Below are 17875 nucleotides of genomic sequence, written 5' to 3'. Positions count from 1 at the left end.
GGTCACGCCGGCTCCGCGGCCTTCTGCCTCTGCAGCCGTGCCAGTTCGGCATAAGGGATATGGCAGCGGATTGTGTGGCCGGGCTGGGCCTCGGTGAGTTCCGGCTCCTGCATCTCGCAGATGGCGCCGATCTTGCGTGGGCAGCGCGTGTGGAAGACGCAGCCCGTCGGCGGGTTGGCGGCGCTCGGGATTTCGCCGTCGAGGCGGATGCGTCCGGTCTCGGTCCGGTCGAGCTTGGGTACGGCCGACAACAGCGCTTCGGTGTAGGGATGGTGCGGGCCGGAGAAGACCGCTTCCGACGGTCCGAACTCCATGATGCGGCCGAGATAGAGCACGGCGATCTTGTCGGAGAGATAGCGCACTACGCCGAGGTCGTGCGAGATGAAGACGTAGCTGACATCCTGCTTCGACTGCAGGTCGGCCAGAAGGTTGAGGATCGCCGCCTGCACCGACACGTCGAGCGCCGAGGTCGGCTCGTCGCACACCACGATGCGCGGATCGCCCGCGAAGGCGCGCGCGATCGCCACGCGTTGCTTCAGCCCGCCCGAGAGCTGCCGCGGCTTGACCGCCAGATGCCGGTCGGTGAGCCGCACCGAGCGGACAAGCTCTTCCAGGCGCGTGTCCAGCGTCTTGCCGGTGAGCCCGCCCAGCCGCTTCAAAGCCCGGCCGAGGATGTGTCGGATCGAATGCGAGCGGTTGAGCGCCGAATCGGGATTCTGGAAGACGATCTGCACCGCCTTGACCTGGTCTTCCGAACGGCTGGCAAGCCGTGGCGCGAGCTTCTTGCCTTCGAGCTCGATCGAGCCACCGTCATCGGGCGGCACAAGGCCAAGCAGGAGCCTGGCGAAGGTTGTCTTGCCGCTGCCGGATTCGCCGACCAGGCCAAGCGTCTCGCCCGGTGTCAGGCTGACCGAAACGTCCTTGACCGCCCTGAGCGGATGACCGTGACTGGCGTAGGTCTTGTTCAGCCCCTCGACCCGCAGCACCGGCGGCGCATGCTTGGGTGCGGCGGCGGGAGCGTTGGCGGGCGTGGCGCGCGGCAGCGACTGCGCCTTGTCGTGATAGTGGCAGCGCGACAGGCGGCCATCGCCGAGCTCATAGAGCGGTGGCGGTTCCGCGCGGCAGCGCTCGGTCGCCAGCGCGCAGCGGTCGGCGAAGGCGCAGCCGATGATGTTGGCGCCGATGCCGGGCAGGAAACCGGGGATGGTGTCGAGCCGGCCCTGGTCCTTGCGCTGGCCGCCACGTGGCAGGCAGCGCAGCAGCGCCACCGTGTAGGGATGGCGCGGGTCGTTGAAGACATCCTTCGTCGAGCCTTCCTCGACCAGCATGCCGGCATAGAGCACGCCGACGCGGTCGCACATGTTGGAGACGACGGCGAGGTTGTGGCTGATGAACAGGATCGAGGCCGACAGCTCGCGCCGCAATTGCCCGATCAGGTCCAGCACCTCGGCTTCGACCGTAGCGTCGAGGCCGGTGGTCGGCTCGTCGAGTATCAGCATCGAAGGGTCGTTGGCCAAAGCCATGGCGATCGCCACGCGCTGCTGCATGCCGCCGGAAAGCTGGTGCGGATAGCGCTGCATGACGCTGACCGGATCGGAGATGCGCACCCTGTTCAGCATCGCGGTCGCCTTGTCGGTGGCCGCCTGTCCGGTGATGCCGGCGAGCTCGAAAATCTCGGTCAGCTGGCGGCCGATTCGCAGCGACGGGTTCAGCGCCTTGCCGGGATCCTGATAGACCATCGACACGCTGTCGGCGCGGGCACGACGCAGCGCCTCGCCGTCAAGCTTCATGACGTCCTTGCCGTCGAGCGCGATCGAGCCGCCGGTGATCGAGCCGTTGCGCGGCAGGTAGCGCACCACCGAAAGCGCCACGGTCGACTTGCCGCAACCGGATTCGCCGACCAGCCCGTAGGCTTCGCCGGCCTTGATGGTCAGGTTGACGTCGCGCAGCACCGCGCGGTTGCGGCGGCCGACGCGATAGGCGACCGAAAGGTCCTTCAGTTCGAGCGCGTTGGCGGCTTGCCTGGGCTCAATCATTGAACGCTCCATGCACGCCGTCGGCCACCAGGTTGACGCCGATCACCAGCGAGGCGATGGCCAAAGCATCGAACAGCACCGTCCACCAGAAGCCGCCGCCGATCATGCCGTAATTGGAGGAGATCGACAGGCCCCAGTCCGGCGAGGGCGGCTGGATGCCGAAGCCCATGAAGGAGAGCGTGGCGACGGCGAAGATGGCATAGCCCAGCCGCACCGTCGTCTCGACCAGGATCGGCGGGATGACGTTGGGCAGGATCTCGACGAACATCGTATGCAGCGCCCCTTCGTGGCGCAGCTTCGCCGCCGCGACATAGTCGAGCTCGCGTTCGGCAAGCACCGCCGAGCGCACCGTGCGGGCGATGATCGGCGCGAAGCTCAAGCCGATCACGACGATGACGGTCACCTTCGAGGTGCCGAGCGCGACGATGGCGAGCAACGCGATGATCACCACCGGTATCGCCATGAAGGCTTCCAGCACGCGGCTGATGACATCGTCGACGATGCCGCGGAAATAGCCGATGACGAGGCCGAGCGCGGTGCCGGCGATGGTCGCCAGGATGGTTGCCAGCGGCGCCACCGTCAGGATGTCGCGCGAGCCGACAATAACGCGCGAGAACACGTCGCGGCCGAGCTGGTCGGTGCCGAACCAGTGATCGGCCGCCGGCGGCGTAAGCGCGTTGATGATGTCGCTTGCCAGCGGGTCGTAGGGGACGAAGTGCTGGCCGAACAGCGCGCAGACGACCCAGAACGCCAGGATGAAAAGCCCGGTCAGGAAGGTTCCGGACCTCGCCAGCGAATGCAGCACCTCGCCCCAGGGGCTGCGCCCCGCGGTGTCGGGTGCGGAGGGCGCCGGCATGCCGACGGGCGTGTCGGTTGCGCTCATTGCTCTGCTCCCAGCCGGATGCGCGGATTGAGCACGGAATAGAGGAAGTCGGCGACCAGAGTCGCCACCGCGTAGACGATGCCGATGGTGAGGATGCCGGCCTCCAGCATCGGAAAGTCCTTGCCGCGCGCGGCGGTGAAGATCAGCGAGCCGATGCCCTGGTAGCGGAACAGCGTCTCGATCACGACCAGGCCGCCGATGAGATAGCCGGTCTGGGTGGCGATCACGGTGATGGTCGGCAGCAGCGCGTTGCGCAGCACATGGCGCCAGATCACCGTGCGCCACGGCAGGCCCTTGAGCACCGCGGTGCGCGTGTAGTCGGAATCGAGCGCCTCGATCATGCCGGACCGCGCCATGCGCGCGATGTAGCCGAACAGCACCAGGAACAGCGGCAGCGAAGGCAGGATGAGATAATAGATCTGGGTGAAGAAGCCGGCGCCTTTCGGCCAGGCGGCGGCGATCGGCAGCCAGCGCAGCCAGACCCCGAAGATCAGGATCAGGATGATGCCGGTGACGAACTCCGGCAGCACCGTCACCGACAGGCCGCCAAGGCTGATGATCCGGTCGAGCGGGCGGTTGAGGTTGAGCGCCGCGACAACGCCGCCGAGGATGCCGATCGGCACCACCAGCACGAAGGCGATCAGGGCCAGTTTCATAGAGTTGCCGAGCGCGTCGACAACGAAGGGCGCCACCGGCGCGCGGAAGACGTAGGACGTACCCATGTCGCCGTGCAGGAAGTTCCAGATCCAGCTTCCGTACTGGACGAGTAGCGGCCGGTCGACGCCGAGCGAATGGTTGAGCGCATCGACCGCGCGCTGGTCGGCGAACGGCCCGAGGATGGCCCGCCCTACATTGCCGGGCAGCACCTGGCCGCCGAGGAACACCATGACGCTGAGCAAAAACAGCGTGACGAGCGACAGAGCCAGGCGCCGGACGAGGAAGACGAGGATGGCGAATACTCCTATTGAAGCCGGCTCTCCGTGGAGAGCCGGCTGCCAGAAATATGCTTGTTCGCTCGCGTCAGGCCTTCGAAGCCTTCTCGAGGAACAATTGCGACATGGCGGTGGGCTGCACGCCCGCCACGCCTTTCGCCGTCGCCGTCAGGTAGTCGTAGAAATAGCCGAAGATCACAGGCGTTTCCTCGAGCAGCAGCTTCTGGATCTTGCTGGCGCTGGCCTTCTGCGCCTCGAGGTCGAGCGCCCCGATATAGCTCGCCGCCATCTGGTCGTAGTCCTTGTTCTTGAAGTGGGCGGCATTCCAGGTGCCGTCGCTCTTCAAAGGCGCGGCGAGGTAGACGTTGGGAACGCCGCGGTGGCCGTAGTCGGTGATGCCCATCGCCGAATCCAGCCAGTTCGACTTGCCGAACACGGCATCGCCGTAATAGGCGCCTTGGTCGAGGATGTTGAGTTCGAGCTCGATGCCGATTTCCTTGACCCAGTTCTGGATGAGCTGGGCGTATTCCGGGATTTCCAGATAGCGCTCAGTGGTGAGCGTCATCTTGAAGCCCTGCGCGAGGCCGGCCGCTTCCATCAACTGCTTGGCCTGGGCGATATCCTGCTTGCGCTGCGGCACGCTGGTGTCTGTCGAGGGGTAGACGGCGGCGAACGGGCTGTCATTGCCGAGCGCCGAGCGTCCCTTCATCAGGCCGGCGGCCAGTTTCTCGCGGTCGAGGCAGAGCGCGATGGCGCGGCGCACGCGAGCGTCCTTCGTCGGGCCCTCGTCGCAGTGCATATGCAACTGCTGATGCGCGGACGACTTCAGGCTGATGATGTCGACATTCGGATCGTTGAGGACGGCGACGCCCGCCAACACCGGCATCTGGTTGATGATGTCGATCTGGCCGCCCTGCAGCGCCAGGATCTGCGGCTGGATGTCGGTGAAGAAGGTGAATTCGGTGCGGTCCGGCAGGGCTTTTTCGCCCCAGTAGTTGTCATTGCGCACGAAGGAGGCGCCGACCTTGGGCGTGTATTTTTCGAGCTTGAACGGTCCGGTGCCGTCGAAGCTCTGTTCATAGCCGCCCTTGTAGCTCGCCGGGATGATGACGGCGTTGTAGTTGTCGGACGACACCATGTAGGGGAAGTTGCCGTTCGGCGCGTCGAGATGGAATTCGACGGTGTAGTCGTCGACCTTCTTCGTGTTGCCCTTCTGCAGGATGCCGGTGAACACCGACAGCGCGTTGGACGAGTTGGCCGGATCGGCGAGCCGGTCGATGCTGGCGGCCACGTCATCGGCCTTCATCTCGCCGCCTGAGTGGAATTTCACGCCCTTGCGCAGCTTGAAGGTCCACACCGTGCCGTCGGTGTTCGGCGACCAGCTTTCAGCCAGTGCCGGCTTCAGCACCAGGTCGGGGCCGTCGACGCAGAGGAATTCGGCCACCTGCTGCATGACAAGCAGGCCGCCGGCGTCCGCGATGGTGACCGGATCGATCGCCGCGGCCGGCACGCTGCTGCCGACGCGGATGGTGGCGCCCGCCGCACCGGCGGCACGAGCGAGCGATGGCGCGGCGCCGAAGCCGGCCGCCATGCCGATACGGCCGAGCAGCGGCAGCGACAGGCCGAGGAGACTGCCGTGGCGCATGAATTCGCGGCGGCTGACGCGGCCGTCGATCAGGCCGTCGATGAGGTGATTTTCGAGCGGCGTGCGGCTGCGCCGGATGAGATCGAGGATGCGGTAATTCTTGCTCATGGGTCTAAGCCCTTTCCCCAGTTATTGTGGTTGGCGAGTGCATTCCAGTTGACGAGTTCCGTGGAGTTCTCCTGTCCCGGCACCCGTCAGTATTTGTCGATGTACAGTAGCATGCGGTTCCGACCGGTCCATCCGCTGGTTGAAGCGGAAAAGTCAGATTTTCTTGATGCATTGTCTGCCGGCCAGGCGACCGGGACGAACCCGTGGCCGCCCCTTTTTCTCGATATGTCCTGCTTGCTTTTCGGTATCCTCCTAGCTCAGCGGCAATCTGCGGTAAGTCCCGGGCTTTTCCGGGTCGTGATATTTGTTGCAGGGTCCATTCTCGACGACGTCGCGATGGCAGGCGGCGAGCTTGTCCTGCGACAGCGTGACTCCAAGGCCGTGCCCCTCCGGCACCCGCACGACGTTGTTCTTGGGCGCGAACGGGCCTTCCTCGATGATGTCCATCGGCTGCATGCGAAACAGCGACTGGTTGGGTTCCCTGATCCAGCCGAGCGCGGCGCACAGATGCAGGTAGCAGGCGCTGCCGATGCCGGTGTCGCCGCTGTAGCACCAGTAATCGATGCCGGCATGCTCGCAGGCTCCGACGAAGCGCAGCATGCGGTTTATGCCGCCATGCGCCGTCGAATTGCCGACGAAGGCGTCCGGAACTTTCAGCTCAATGGCGCGGGCAATGTCGATATTGTGGGTCGAGAACGGGATCGAGCTGTGGCGGCGCAATTCCCGCATCTCCTCGATCGTCGCCACTGGATCTTCCCAATTGCGCACGCCAAGCTCTTCCAGCGGCCGCGCCAGCTGCCTGGCAGTGGCCAGCGAATAGGCCTGGTTGGAATCGATGCGGATCATCGCATCGTCGCCCAGTTTTTTGCGGATCAGCTCGACCATCTTCAGCGACAGCTTCGGATCCTGCGTCGAGAACTTGCCCTCGAAGAAGGTTGTGCCGTGGCGCTCGTGCAATTCGACGCAATAGTCAGCGACTTCTTCCGGCGACTTCTCGCCCTTGACCTTCGCTCCATCGCCACGCAGCGAGAAATAATCGGTGAAGGGTATCTCCTTGCGCACCGCGCCGCCGAGCAATTGGTAGAGCGGCTGCTTCCAGGCCTTGCCGCGCAGGTCCCACAACGCCATCTCGATGGCGCCGAAGGCCATGATGCGCGTGCGGTCGTTGATCGATTGCACGCCGCTCCAGAAGGGCAGGCAAACTTCCTCCGCGCCGGCGATGTCGAAAGCGTCGCGGCCGGCGAGCCTTGGCGCCAGCACGTCGTTGATGACGGCCGCGGCAGCCGCCGTCGGCGCCTCGCCGATGCCGACAAGCCCGTCCTCGGTCTCGACCTCGACGATGGTCGGCGAGAAGCCGTCGAGCTCGCCGAAGACCCAGACATAAGGGGCCTCCAGCCTGTAGTTGATCGGGGTTGCCTTGACGCGCCGGATCTTCATCTTGAGCCGATCTCGAAGAAGGGCTTGCCGAGCAGGCTCGGGTCCACGTCGATGCCGAGGCCCGGGCCGTCAGGAATGCCCATGCGGCTGCCGGTCACCGGCGGCTTGTTGGTGGCCGTGCGCACCGTGACCCATTCATGGAAGGCGATGGCATGCAGCCGGCGTTCTTCCGGCGTCGACAGCGACAGATGCGCCATGGCGGCGGTATCGATCTCGGCGCCGCCGGTGTCTTCCACCGTGATCATGAAGCCGAGATCGACGGCGACATCGCGGATCAGCCGCGTCTGCGTCACGCCGCCGAGCCGCGAGATCTTCAGCGTCAGCCCGTCGGCCGCGCCGCGTCGATGGATTTCCAGCATCTCGTCCAGCGAGGTGACGGATTCGTCCAGCACCATCGGCTTGTCGAGCATGCGGCGCACCGACATGTTCTCCTCGATCGTGCTGCAGGGCTGCTCGAACGTGTAGTCGATGCCGCGCGTGGCGTCGGCGAACTGGCGCGCCTGATAAGGCGTCCAGCCGGCATTGGCGTCGCAGAAAATCACCGTGCCTTTCGGCACGGCCGAGGCGACCGCCGTGACCCGCTCGATGTCTTCTCGCACATTGCCGCCGACCTTGACCTGCAGCCGGTGGTAGCCTTCGGCCACGATACCCTTGGCAAGTGCGGCCATCTGATCGACGGTGCCATGGGTGACGACGCGGTAAAGCTCCGCCGTCTCGCTTTCGCGGCCGCCGAGCATGGTCACCAGCGGCACGTCTGCCGCGCGGGCGGCGAGATCCCAGCACGCCATGTCGAGCGCCGCTTTGATATAGGGGTGGCCCTTGAACACCGTGTCCATCAGCCTGCCGATACCGGCAAGGCCGCGCGGGTCGTGGCCGATGAGATGCGGCGCGATTTCGGGCACGCCCGTGCGTGTTCCCGCCGGAAACGCGGCCGAGTAGAAATTGCCGAGCGGCGCCATCTCGCCCCAGCCGGTCACGCCGCTGTCCGACGTGATGGCGACGATCACCGCGTCGAAGCAGTCGGCGACCCGCCCCTTGGACATGCGGTAGGGCCCATGCGCGAAGGGCTGCACGACATGATAGGCCTTTATGCTCTTGATCTTCACTTGCTGTCCGTCGTCCGCTTGTGTCAGTTCTTCGACGTGCGCTTTTCGAGGCTGCGCGCATAGGCGAGAAGCTCTTCGAAATCGAGGTCGATATGCTCGCGCGCATGGCGCTGGGCGGCGCCCATGTCCGAGCCCTTCATCAGGGCGACATAGGTCTCGTGCACGTCTTCGGCCGGAACCGGTTCGTTACGCGCCCGCTGATGCAGGGCGAAATACATCTGCAGCCGGCTGGTCAGCCGCTGCCAGGTCTCGAGCAGCACCGAATTGTCGGCCCATTCGTAGATCAGCCCATGCAATTGCAGCGCCGTCTCGATCTGGCGAGTGGTGTCCATTGCCCGTGTCGCCTGCTTCACCGCCTCGTGGCGGCGATCCAGCTCGTCGAAGAAACGCGGGTCGCGCTGCGGCCAGGTCTGCTCGATGGCGAATTCGTCGAGCACCTTGTTGAGGGAATAGGCGTCGATGATGTCCTTGGCGGTGACCTCGATGACGAAGGTTCCGGCATAGGGAATGCTGGTCAGGATGCCTTCCTGCACCAGCTCGCGCATGGCCTCGCGCAACGGCGCGCGGCTCACGCGCATCTGCTCGGAAATCCTGAGCTCGTTGAGCTTTTGGCCCGGCTCCAGCTGTCCGGTCAGTATGGCTCGCCTGAGCAGGGCGACGATCTCCGCCCTGCGCGTCGTATCCGCGATCGGACTGAAATCCAGCTTTGCCATAGGTCGAGTCCCGGGAGGAATTTCTGCAAGACAAGCAGATTGTCGACAATCTAACAAGAGCCGATTTCTCGCGAACCCATTTTGGATAGACAGCAGAGCCTTCAGGGGTCCCAACTATGGGGGCAACATGCATCAGAAAAACGCGGATCGACCTTCGCCCGGAATTGCCTGAGCCTGGACAACAAAACGGCGCCCTCGACGTGGGTGTCGAGGGCGCCGTCGGACCGGAAACTGATGGGGGTTATCAGCTGGCCGGTTTCGGTTGCGGCAAGGGAGAAACCGGCATTCCGGGTCCGATCTTCTGCAAATTGCCCGTGATCACCTGGTCGTTCTCGGAGATGCCGGAGGTCACGGAAATCAGGTCGCCGTCGGTCGGGCCGAGCGAGACCAGCTTCTGGTCGACGGTGTTGCCCTTGCCCAGCACGTAGAGGTACTTGCCGAGCTGGCTGGAACCCAGCGCCACCTGCGGCACCATCAGCGTGTTGGGCTGCTCCTTCACATGCAGCCGCACGCGCACATACTGGCCGGGCAGCAGCGTGAACTTGGCGTTGCCGATCGTGGCGCGCGCCGTGATTGTGCCGGTCGAATGGTCGATCGTGTTGTCGATGAAGGTGAGCTGGCCTTTCTGGCTGGGCTGGGTCTCGCCGGGCAGGAGCACGTCGACGGCGATCGGGCCCGCGGCCTTGGCCTGCTCGATCTGCACGAGGTCGGTCTCGCTCGGATTGAAGGTCACGTAGATCGGGTCGAGCTGCACCAAGGTGTTGAGCACCGTGCCGGCGACGCTGACCAGCGTGCCGACCGAGGCCTGGTTGCGGCCGATGCGGCCGGGGAACGGCGCCTTGATCTCGGCATAACCGAGATTGAGCTCGGCCGTCCGCACCGCCGCCTGGTCGACGGCAAGGGCCGCCTGGGCCGTCCGCAGATTGCTGGTGCGCTGGTCGAAGCTGTCCTTGTCGAGGTAGCCTGCCTTGGCAAGGTCGGTGCCGCGGCCGAGATTGGACTTTGCATAATCGAGCGTTGCGGCGTCGCGCTGCACCTGCGCCTTCGCCTGGTCGAGCGCGGCCTGGTAGTCCTCCGGCGCGATCCGGTAGAGCAGGTCGCCCTGTTTGACGTTGCTGCCGTCGGCCGCGGTCTGCTCCTGCAAATAGCCCGGCACGCGGGCCTGCAGCGTGATGCTGCGGATCGACTCCACCCGCGCGGCATAGTCGAGATAGATCGGCAGCGTCTTCTTGACGACGTTCACCACCGGCACCGGCATGACGAAGGCCGCCGGCGCGGGCGCGGCACCCGCCGTGCCTCCGCTGACGTTGCCCATGTCGAGCAAATGCACGCTTGCCACCGAGATTGCGCCGAGCGCAATGGCCGTTCCCAAAGCGATTTTCCATCTACGCATGTTGGTCTCCAATCCTATTCGGCCGCCTGGGCGAGCGGCTGAAGCGCCGGCTCGGCGGTCGGTTCAATTTCATCTGGCTGAGGGGCGTCATGATGCCCCTTGGCTGTTTCTTTCCCGCCACGGCGCTCGCGCAGCTGCTCGATCACCGCGTAGAAGACAGGCACGAAGACCAGCGACAGGATGGTCGCCGCCACCATGCCGCCGAAGACGGTGGTGCCGATCGACTGCCGGCTGGCCGCACCTGCGCCGGTCGCGAACATCAGCGGCAGCACGCCGAGGATGAAGGCGAAGGCCGTCATCAGGATCGGCCGCAGCCTCAGACGCGCCGCTTCCATCGACGCCTCGACGATGGTCAGGCCTTCCTCGCGCCGGCGTCTTGCGAACTCGACGATCAGGATCGCGTTCTTCGCCGCCAGGCCGATCAGCATGACGAAGCCGATCTGCGAGTAGACGTCGATCTGCATGCCTCGCAGCAGAAGCACCACGAAGGCGCCGAACAACGCGAGCGGCACGGCGAGCAGCACCATGAAGGGCATCGCCCAGCTTTCATACTGCGCCGCCAGGATCAGGAAGACGAAGACGATCGCCAGCCCGAACACGACCGAGGCGATCGATCCGGCCTTGAGCTCCTGATAGGTGATGCCGGTCCATTCGTAGCCAAAGTCGCGCGGCAGCACGTTCGCCGCCGCCCGCTCCATGGCCGCCACCGCCTGTCCGGACGAGAAGCCGGGAGCAGCGCCGCCATTGATCAGGGCCGAGGCATTGTTGTTGTAATGCGGCACGGTCTCGGGGCCGACGATCGGCACCAGCTTGCCCAGCGTGCTCAGCGGCACCATGCCGCCCGACGCGTTGCGCACATAGAGCCTGGAGATGTCGGTCGCGTCGGCGCGCGCGTCCTTGTCGGCCTGGATCGTCACGCGGAAAGTGCGGCCGAACAGGTTGAAGTCGTTGACGTAGAGCGAGCCGAGATAGATCTGCAGCGTGTTGAAGACATCAGGCAGGTTGAGCCCGAGCAGCTTCGCCTTGCTGCGGTCGAGGTCGTAGTTGAACTGCGGCGTCGACGTCGAGAAGGACGAGAACAGCTGCTGCGGATTGAGCTCGGGCTGCTTGCGCGCCTCGGCGATCAGCGCCTGGGTGACGTCGTTCAGCGCAGCGCTTCCGCGCCCTGACAGATCCTCCACCTGGAATTCGAAACCGCCGGTGGTGCCGATGCCCGGGATCGATGGCGGATCGAAGGAGAGCGCGAACGCGTCCGGCATCTGCATCAGCTTGCCGCGCACCTGCTCGACCAGTTTCGACGCGCTCTGCTCGGGGCCGCGTTCGTCCCAGGGTTTCAGGATGGCGAACTCGACCGCCGAATTCGACTGCGCGGCGCTGGTCAGGAAATTGAGACCGCTGATCGAGCCGACGATGTCGACGCCGGGCGTGTTTTGCAGGATGTCGCGCGCCCTCTGCGCCACCGCGTCCGTGCGCTCCAGCGAAGCGCCGTCCGGCAACTGGATGACGACGAAGAAATAGCCCTGGTCCTCCACGGGGAGGAATGTCGAGGGCAGCTTCTGCCAGACGAAATAGGTGGCGACGAGGCCGGCCGCGAACAGGCCGAGCATCGCCCAGCGCAGCTTGATCAGGATGCGCACGCCATGCGCGTAGGCATGCGACAGCCAGTCGAAGCCGGCGTTGAACCAGCGGAACAAGATGAACTGGGTCTCGCCGCGATGGCGCAGGAAGGCGGCGCTCAGCGCGGGGGAGAGCGTCAGCGAATTGAAGGCGGAAATGCCGACGGAGATCGCGACGGTCAACGCGAACTGGTTGTAGAGCCGGCCGGAGACGCCCGGGATGAAAGCGACGGGAACGAACACCGCCATCAGCACCGCGGTGGTGGCGATGATCGGCCCGGTCACTTCAGCCATCGCCGCGCGCGTCGCGGCAAGCGGCTTGAGGCCGGCCTCCAGTTGTCGCTCGACATTCTCGACGACGACGATCGCATCGTCGACGACAAGGCCGATCGCCAGCACCATGCCTAGCAGCGACAGCATGTTGAGCGAGAAGCCCAGCATGTACATCACCGCCAGCGTCGCGACGAGCGACACGGGGATGGCGATGGTCGGGATGATGGTCGTGCGCCAGCTCTGCAGGAAGATGAAGACCACCGCCACGACCAGCACCAGCGCTTCGCCGAGCGTGATCAGCACGTCATGCATCGAGGCCGACACGAAGCGCGTCGTGTCGTAATGCATGGCGTAACTGACGCCCTTCGGGAAGCGCTGCGACAGTTCCTGCATCTTGTCCTTGACCCGCTGCTGCAGGTCGAGCGCGTTGGAGCCGGGCATCTGGTAGACGGCCAGCACCACGGTTGGGTCCTTGCCGAAGAAGGCGGACGAGGAATATTGCAGCGCGCCAAGCTCGATGCGGGCGACGTCGCGCAGCCTGACCAGCGAGCCGTTCTGCGAGTTCGCACGCACGACGATGTCGCCGAACTCCTTCGGGTCGCTCAGGCGGCCGACGGCGTTGACCTGCATTTCGAAGGCGGTGCCGGCAGGCGCCGGCGACTGGCCGATCTTGCCCGCCGCCACCTGAACGTTCTGTTCGGCGATGGCGTTCTGGACATCGACGGCGGTGATGCCGAGATTGGCCAGCTTGTCCGGGTCGAGCCAGACGCGCATCGAATAGCGGCGCTCGCCGAAGATCTGCACATCGCCGACGCCGGGCAGGCGCTTCAGCGGATCGACCACCTGCAGATAGGCGAGGTTGCTCAGCGCCACCGGATCGACCGAGCCGTCCGGCGAGGTGAGGTCGACGATCAGCACGAAATTGGGATTCTGCTTCTTGATCGTCACGCCGCCCTGGTTGACGATAGCCGGCAGGGAGGATGCCGCTTGCGAGACGCGATTCTGCACGTCGACGGCCGCCGTGCTCAGCGGATAGCCGACATCGAAAGTGATGGTGATGGTCGAGGAGCCGTCATTCGAGCTCGTCGACGACATGTAGGTCATGCCTTGCACGCCGTTGATCTGCTGCTCGAGCGGCGTGGTGACCGTATCGGCCACGACCTGCGCGCTGGCGCCCGGATAATGGGCGCTGACCACGACCTGCGGGGGCGTGATGTCGGGGAATTGCGAGACCGGCAGCAGGAAATAGGCGATAGCGCCGGCGAGCACCATGATGATGGCGATCGCCGACGCGAAGATCGGGCGGTGGATGAAGAAATTTACCATGACGCGGATGCCTCGCCGAACGGTCTTGCCAAGTGGCGCATGCGCCGGGCCCGGCCGGAGCCGGGGTCCTCCAGGAAGGTAAGCGGGATCTCGTCGTCCGGCGCCTGGTCGGCCGCGCGCGAACGCAGCATCCGTTCCAAGGCCTTGGGATCGACCCCGTCCGCCTTCATCACCAGCCGGATCATCGGATCCCGGATGGCTTCGTCGATGGTCAGGTCTTTGCGCTTTTGCATAGGAGCAGCTCCTTGCTTGCGGCCCGCATCGGTTGATCACGGGCTGCTTTTTCGAATTCACCGGCCGAAGCCGCATGACAGGCAGGTTTTTGTCCTATCTCATTCTGGCAGGGCCATCGGTGGGCCTTGTCGTTGACGGGGAATGATATAGGTGTTACCAGTAAGTAACATTCTGGAAGTTACAGACCGGTAACACCCTAGTCAAGAGGTGGCCCGGGTTTTTTTGGAAACGACGAAAGGAGAGCATGATGACTGACGGCGTTGCGGAGCGTTCCCGCCCGCGGGACCGTATCCTGGAGACGGCGCAGGACATGTTCCATAAGCACGGCATCAAGGGTGTAGGCGTCGACGCCATCACCGAGGCCGCCGGCACCAACAAGATGACGCTTTACCGTCATTTCGAGTCCAAGGACGAACTGGTCGTCGAATGCCTGCGCGCCACGGCGGCGAAGGCTTCAAGGATGTGGGACGAGTTCGAAGCCCAGCATCCCGGTGACAAGCTCGCTCAGCTGCATACTTGGGTCCGCAAGGCCTCGGAACTGCTCAGCGCCGACAGCCGCGGTTGCGACATGGCCAATGCCGCCGTCGAGCTCACCGAGACCGATCATCCGGCCAGGCGCGTCATCAAGGAATTGAAGGAAGCTCAGCGCGAGAAGCTGGTTGCGCTTTGCCACGACGCCGGCATCGGTCAGGCGGAACTGCTCGCCGACACGCTGTCGCTGCTGCTCGAAGGCGCGCGTGTCTCCATGCAGAGCGTCGGCGCGGAAGGCCCGAGCGCGCAGTTCGTGCGCATGGCCGAAAGCCTGATCGCCTCTTTCCGGGCGCGCTAGGGCGCGGCTCCCCCTCATTCGGCCGCTTCGCGGCCACCTTCTCCCCGAGGGGAGAAGAGAGAAATCCGGCGCCAGTGATCCCCTCTCCCCATGGGGAGAGGTCGGATTGCCCGAATTGCTGTTGCAATTCGACTTGGCAATCCGGGTGAGGGGCTGGCGCCGCATCCAAGCAGGCAAAGAAAAAGCCCGCTGCCGGGAGGAGGTGGCAGCGGGCTCGATTTCGAATACGGCACGGGAGGAGGTGTACCGTACTCAGCGTCGGCATCACATCTGGGAGGAGGAGACGGCCGACACCCAGAGAAATACGGGTTGCCTAACGATTCGGCAATTGCGAAACGTGCATAGCTGCTGTGCAGAATCGCGGGATCAATCGTCAGACAAATCCGCGAAGCAGCCGCCCGCGCGTCACTGCACCGGCACGTTTTCCTTGAAGATCAGCCGCGGCTCGATGAATTTCTTCGTCAGATAAGGCGCCGACGAGGCGATGGAGCCGAGCAGACGGATCACCGACTGCTCGGCGATCAGCCGCGCATTCTGGTCGATGACGACGTCGGCGAGATCGTCGACGAGGTAGCGGCGCGTTTCCTTGGTCAGGTCATGGCAGATGAAGACGGGCTTCCTGAGCGGCCTGACCTCGAGCAATGCCTTGGCCACACCGGAGCGTCCCGCGCCGACGCAATAGATGCCGAGCAGGTCCGGTTCGTTGTGCAGCGCCTTGACGGTGGCCCTGTAGCTGGCGTCCGGGTCGTCGTTGCTTTCGACGGCACTTGAGACGGTGAGGTTGGGAAACTCTTCGCTGAGCACCGAACGAAAACCCATCTCGCGCTCCTCGTGGCCGCGATAGGAACGCGAGCCGACCACCATCGCCAGATGTCCGGTGCGGCCGCCGAGGAAGCGGCCCATCAACAGTGCCGCCGTACGGCCCGCCACGCGGTTGTCGATGCCGACATAGGCCGAGCGGGGTGCCGCGGGCACGTCCGAGATCAGCGTGACCAGCCTTATCCCGGCATCGACCAGCTCGCGCAGGATGTTGCGCGTGCGCGGGTGGTCGACGGCGATGACGCCGACGCCATTGGCCTTGAGCGACAGATTCTCCACCGCGCCCTGCAGCGCGCCCGGCGAAATGCCGGCAAGGTTGTGGATGCGGCAGGAAGCGACCAAGGGCAGGCGCTGGGCATAGTCCTCGATGTGATGGGCGAGATCGGCCATGAAGGCGTTGGATCCGATCGGCAGGAAGAATTCGAGATGCGCCGGCTTCGACGGCAGCACGACCTGGTCGAGTGTCGGCAAATAGCCGAGCTGCTTGGCCGCCTCCATCACCCGCTGCCGGTTGGCCGCGCTTGCGCCCGGTCGGTTGTTGAGCACCCGGTCGACGGTCGCGGTCGACAGGCCGCAGCTCCTGGCGATGTCGGCTACGGTGGCTTTCATGGGTCCAGTCATAGGATGGGATGCGGGCCCCTGTCAGGCCAAATCAACGTCAGGCCAAATCAGCCGTGCTGCTGCCGGCCGTCGGCGATCGCGTCACGGATTTCCTTGTCCGACATGCCGGTGATGACACGCTCGACCTCGGCGACGGTGGTCTTTTTCGGATCGATGTCGTCGGCCACCACCTTGCCGCGGCGCATCACCACGATACGGTCGACCACCTGGAAGACGTGATGGATGTTGTGTGCGATGAAGATGCAGGAATGGCCGGAATCGCGGGCGCTGCGCACAAAGCTCAGCACGCCTTGCGTTTCGGCGACGCCGAGATTGTTGGTCGGCTCGTCGAGGATGATGAGGTCGCTGTCGAAATGCATGGCGCGCGCGATCGCCACCGCTTGCCGTTCGCCGCCCGACAGTGAGCCGATCGGCGTCGTCGGCGGGATGTTCTTGGTAATGCCGACTTGTCTGAGCAGGTCGCGCGCCACCGTGTTCATCGCCTCCTGGTCCATGCGGTTGAGGAAGCGCGGCGACTTGATCGGCTCGCGCCCGAGGAACAGGTTGCGCGCGATCGACAGCTGCGTCACCAGCGCCGAATCCTGGTAGATCGTTTCGATACCCTGGGCGATAGCATCGCTGGTGCTGCGCAGCGTGACCTTCTCGCCGCGGATGTAGATGTCGCCGCTGGTCAGCGGCACGGCGCCCGACAGCACCTTGATCAGCGTCGACTTGCCGGCGCCGTTGTCGCCGAGCAGGCCGACGATCTCCTTTTCGTTGACATGGAAGTTGGCGTCCACCAGCGCCTGCACGCGCCCGTAGGACTTGCGGATATTTTCCATGCGGATCAGCGGTTCGGCCATGGTTTCACGTCCCTGCCTGGTGCCGGCGTTCGAGCCATGAATGCAGCGCCATCATGCCGAGGATGATCGCGCCGATGAAGATGTTGTAGGCGAGCCCCGGCACGCCGATCAGCACGATGCCGTTGCGCATGACGCGCAGGATCAGGATGCCGAGCACCGTGCCGATGATGGTGCCGCGCCCGCCGGTCAGCGCCGTGCCGCCGATCACCACCATGGCGATGACCTCCAGCTCGTAGCCGGTGCCGCTGTTGGGGTTGGCTGCGGATGTGCGCAGCGACGAGATCACGCCGGCGAGCGACGCCATCACCGCCGACAGGATGAACAGGCCGACCTTGACGCGGCTGACGTTGACGCCGCGCGCACGCGCCGCATTCGGATTGCCGCCCGCCGCCTGAATCCAGTTGCCGGTGCGGCTCTGCGTCAGCACATAGCCAAGCGCGATCGCAGCACCGATGAACCAGAACAGCGAGGCGTAGATGCGGAACGGGCCGACATAGAAGTCGCCGACCAGGATATTCGCCAGCCAGCTGCCCTCGGCGCTCCAGGTCCGCTGCGGAAAGCCGTCGGTGACGAACAACGCCGTGCCGCGCACGACCAGCAGCATGCCGAGCGTCACCAGGAAGGACGGGATCTTGAGCTGCGTGACGAACCAGCCATTGACCAGCCCGATGAAGCCGGCAACCACCAGCGCGATCAGCAGGCCTAATTCCAGCGAAGTGGCGCCGCTGTTGTAGAGCGTCCACATCAGCACCGGCGAGAAGCCGAACAGCGAGCCGACCGACAGGTCGAATTCGCCCGATGTCATCAGCAGCGTCATCGCCAGCGCGATCAGGCCGAGCTCGACGGTGAAGGCCAGGATGTTGGAGATGTTCTGCGGCGACAGGAAATCGGGATTGATGCCCCAGAAGACAGCCAGCTCGACAATGAGCAGCACCAGCGGACCGAATTCCGCTCGCGCGATCAGGCGTTGGATGAGGGAACGGTTTTCCATTGAACCCGCGACATGAGGGCCGGCCTGCCTGTGAAGGCAGGCGCGGCGGGACAGGAAAAAGGCGGTCGCGA

General features: G+C 64.8%; 14 protein-coding genes. 1 reads left to right on the top strand and 13 read right to left on the bottom strand.

Annotation, left to right across the window (positions count from 1 at the left end; translation table 11 throughout):
* Positions 1-2: 2 nt before the first annotated feature.
* The 10 genes from AC0L2L_RS08985 to AC0L2L_RS08940 all read right to left on the bottom strand — a co-directional run bounded on the left by AC0L2L_RS08985 (position 3) and on the right by AC0L2L_RS08940 (position 13701).
* Complete coding sequence (locus tag AC0L2L_RS08985; RefSeq protein ID WP_473577638.1) at positions 3-2036, bottom strand: dipeptide ABC transporter ATP-binding protein; 2034 nt, start codon at positions 2034-2036, stop codon at positions 3-5.
* Positions 2029-2919 (bottom strand): ABC transporter permease, encoded by an 891-nt coding sequence (locus AC0L2L_RS08980; protein ID WP_473577636.1) that lies wholly within the window; start codon positions 2917-2919, stop codon positions 2029-2031. The genes AC0L2L_RS08985 and AC0L2L_RS08980 overlap by 8 nt, the downstream gene beginning before the upstream one ends.
* Entirely contained in the window at positions 2916-3869 is a 954-nt protein-coding gene (locus tag AC0L2L_RS08975) for an ABC transporter permease (RefSeq protein ID WP_156913276.1), read from the bottom strand. The genes AC0L2L_RS08980 and AC0L2L_RS08975 overlap by 4 nt, the downstream gene beginning before the upstream one ends.
* 70 nt (positions 3870-3939) lie before the next feature.
* Positions 3940-5604, bottom strand: a complete 1665-nt coding sequence (locus AC0L2L_RS08970; RefSeq protein ID WP_473577635.1) for an ABC transporter substrate-binding protein — start codon at positions 5602-5604, stop codon at positions 3940-3942.
* 252 nt (positions 5605-5856) lie between these two features.
* Positions 5857-7041 (bottom strand): mandelate racemase/muconate lactonizing enzyme family protein, encoded by a 1185-nt coding sequence (locus AC0L2L_RS08965; protein WP_473577634.1) that lies wholly within the window; start codon positions 7039-7041, stop codon positions 5857-5859.
* On the bottom strand, positions 7038-8147 hold the full coding sequence (locus AC0L2L_RS08960; protein WP_473577633.1) for a mandelate racemase/muconate lactonizing enzyme family protein: 1110 nt from the start codon (positions 8145-8147) through the stop codon (positions 7038-7040). Before AC0L2L_RS08960 ends, AC0L2L_RS08965 begins: the two co-directional genes overlap by 4 nt.
* Positions 8148-8170: 23 nt before the next feature.
* Positions 8171-8860, bottom strand: a complete 690-nt coding sequence (locus AC0L2L_RS08955; RefSeq protein ID WP_473577632.1) for a GntR family transcriptional regulator — start codon at positions 8858-8860, stop codon at positions 8171-8173.
* Positions 8861-9104: 244 nt separating this feature from the next.
* A complete protein-coding gene (locus AC0L2L_RS08950) occupies positions 9105-10253 on the bottom strand; it encodes an efflux RND transporter periplasmic adaptor subunit (RefSeq protein WP_473577631.1) in 1149 nt (382 codons plus the stop codon).
* Between the two features lie 14 nt (positions 10254-10267).
* Positions 10268-13468, bottom strand: a complete 3201-nt coding sequence (locus AC0L2L_RS08945) for an efflux RND transporter permease subunit (RefSeq protein WP_473577630.1) — start codon at positions 13466-13468, stop codon at positions 10268-10270.
* Complete coding sequence (locus tag AC0L2L_RS08940) at positions 13462-13701, bottom strand: hypothetical protein (RefSeq protein WP_473577629.1); 240 nt, start codon at positions 13699-13701, stop codon at positions 13462-13464. The genes AC0L2L_RS08945 and AC0L2L_RS08940 overlap by 7 nt, the downstream gene beginning before the upstream one ends.
* Before the next feature lie 248 nt (positions 13702-13949).
* On the opposite strand from AC0L2L_RS08940, the gene AC0L2L_RS08935 reads away from it, so the two are divergent.
* Entirely contained in the window at positions 13950-14531 is a 582-nt protein-coding gene (locus AC0L2L_RS08935) for a TetR/AcrR family transcriptional regulator (protein WP_473577628.1), read from the top strand.
* 405 nt (positions 14532-14936) lie between these two features.
* Here AC0L2L_RS08935 and AC0L2L_RS08930 read toward each other — a convergent pair whose 3' ends face one another.
* Genes AC0L2L_RS08930 through AC0L2L_RS08920 form a run of 3 tightly spaced genes read right to left on the bottom strand, consistent with a single transcriptional unit; the run spans position 14937 to position 17804 of the window.
* On the bottom strand, positions 14937-15959 hold the full coding sequence (locus AC0L2L_RS08930; protein WP_473577627.1) for a LacI family DNA-binding transcriptional regulator: 1023 nt from the start codon (positions 15957-15959) through the stop codon (positions 14937-14939).
* A 59-nt stretch (positions 15960-16018) separates the two neighbouring features.
* Entirely contained in the window at positions 16019-16813 is a 795-nt protein-coding gene (locus AC0L2L_RS08925; protein ID WP_473577626.1) for an ATP-binding cassette domain-containing protein, read from the bottom strand.
* Between the two features lie 4 nt (positions 16814-16817).
* The gene (locus AC0L2L_RS08920) at positions 16818-17804 is read right to left on the bottom strand and encodes an ABC transporter permease (protein WP_473577625.1); all 987 of its coding nucleotides are present in this window, start codon (positions 17802-17804) and stop codon (positions 16818-16820) included.
* Positions 17805-17875 lie beyond the last annotated feature (71 nt).

The organism is Mesorhizobium sp. WSM4832 (assembly GCF_055811115.1).
This window is presented reverse-complemented; position numbering and strand designations above follow the sequence as displayed.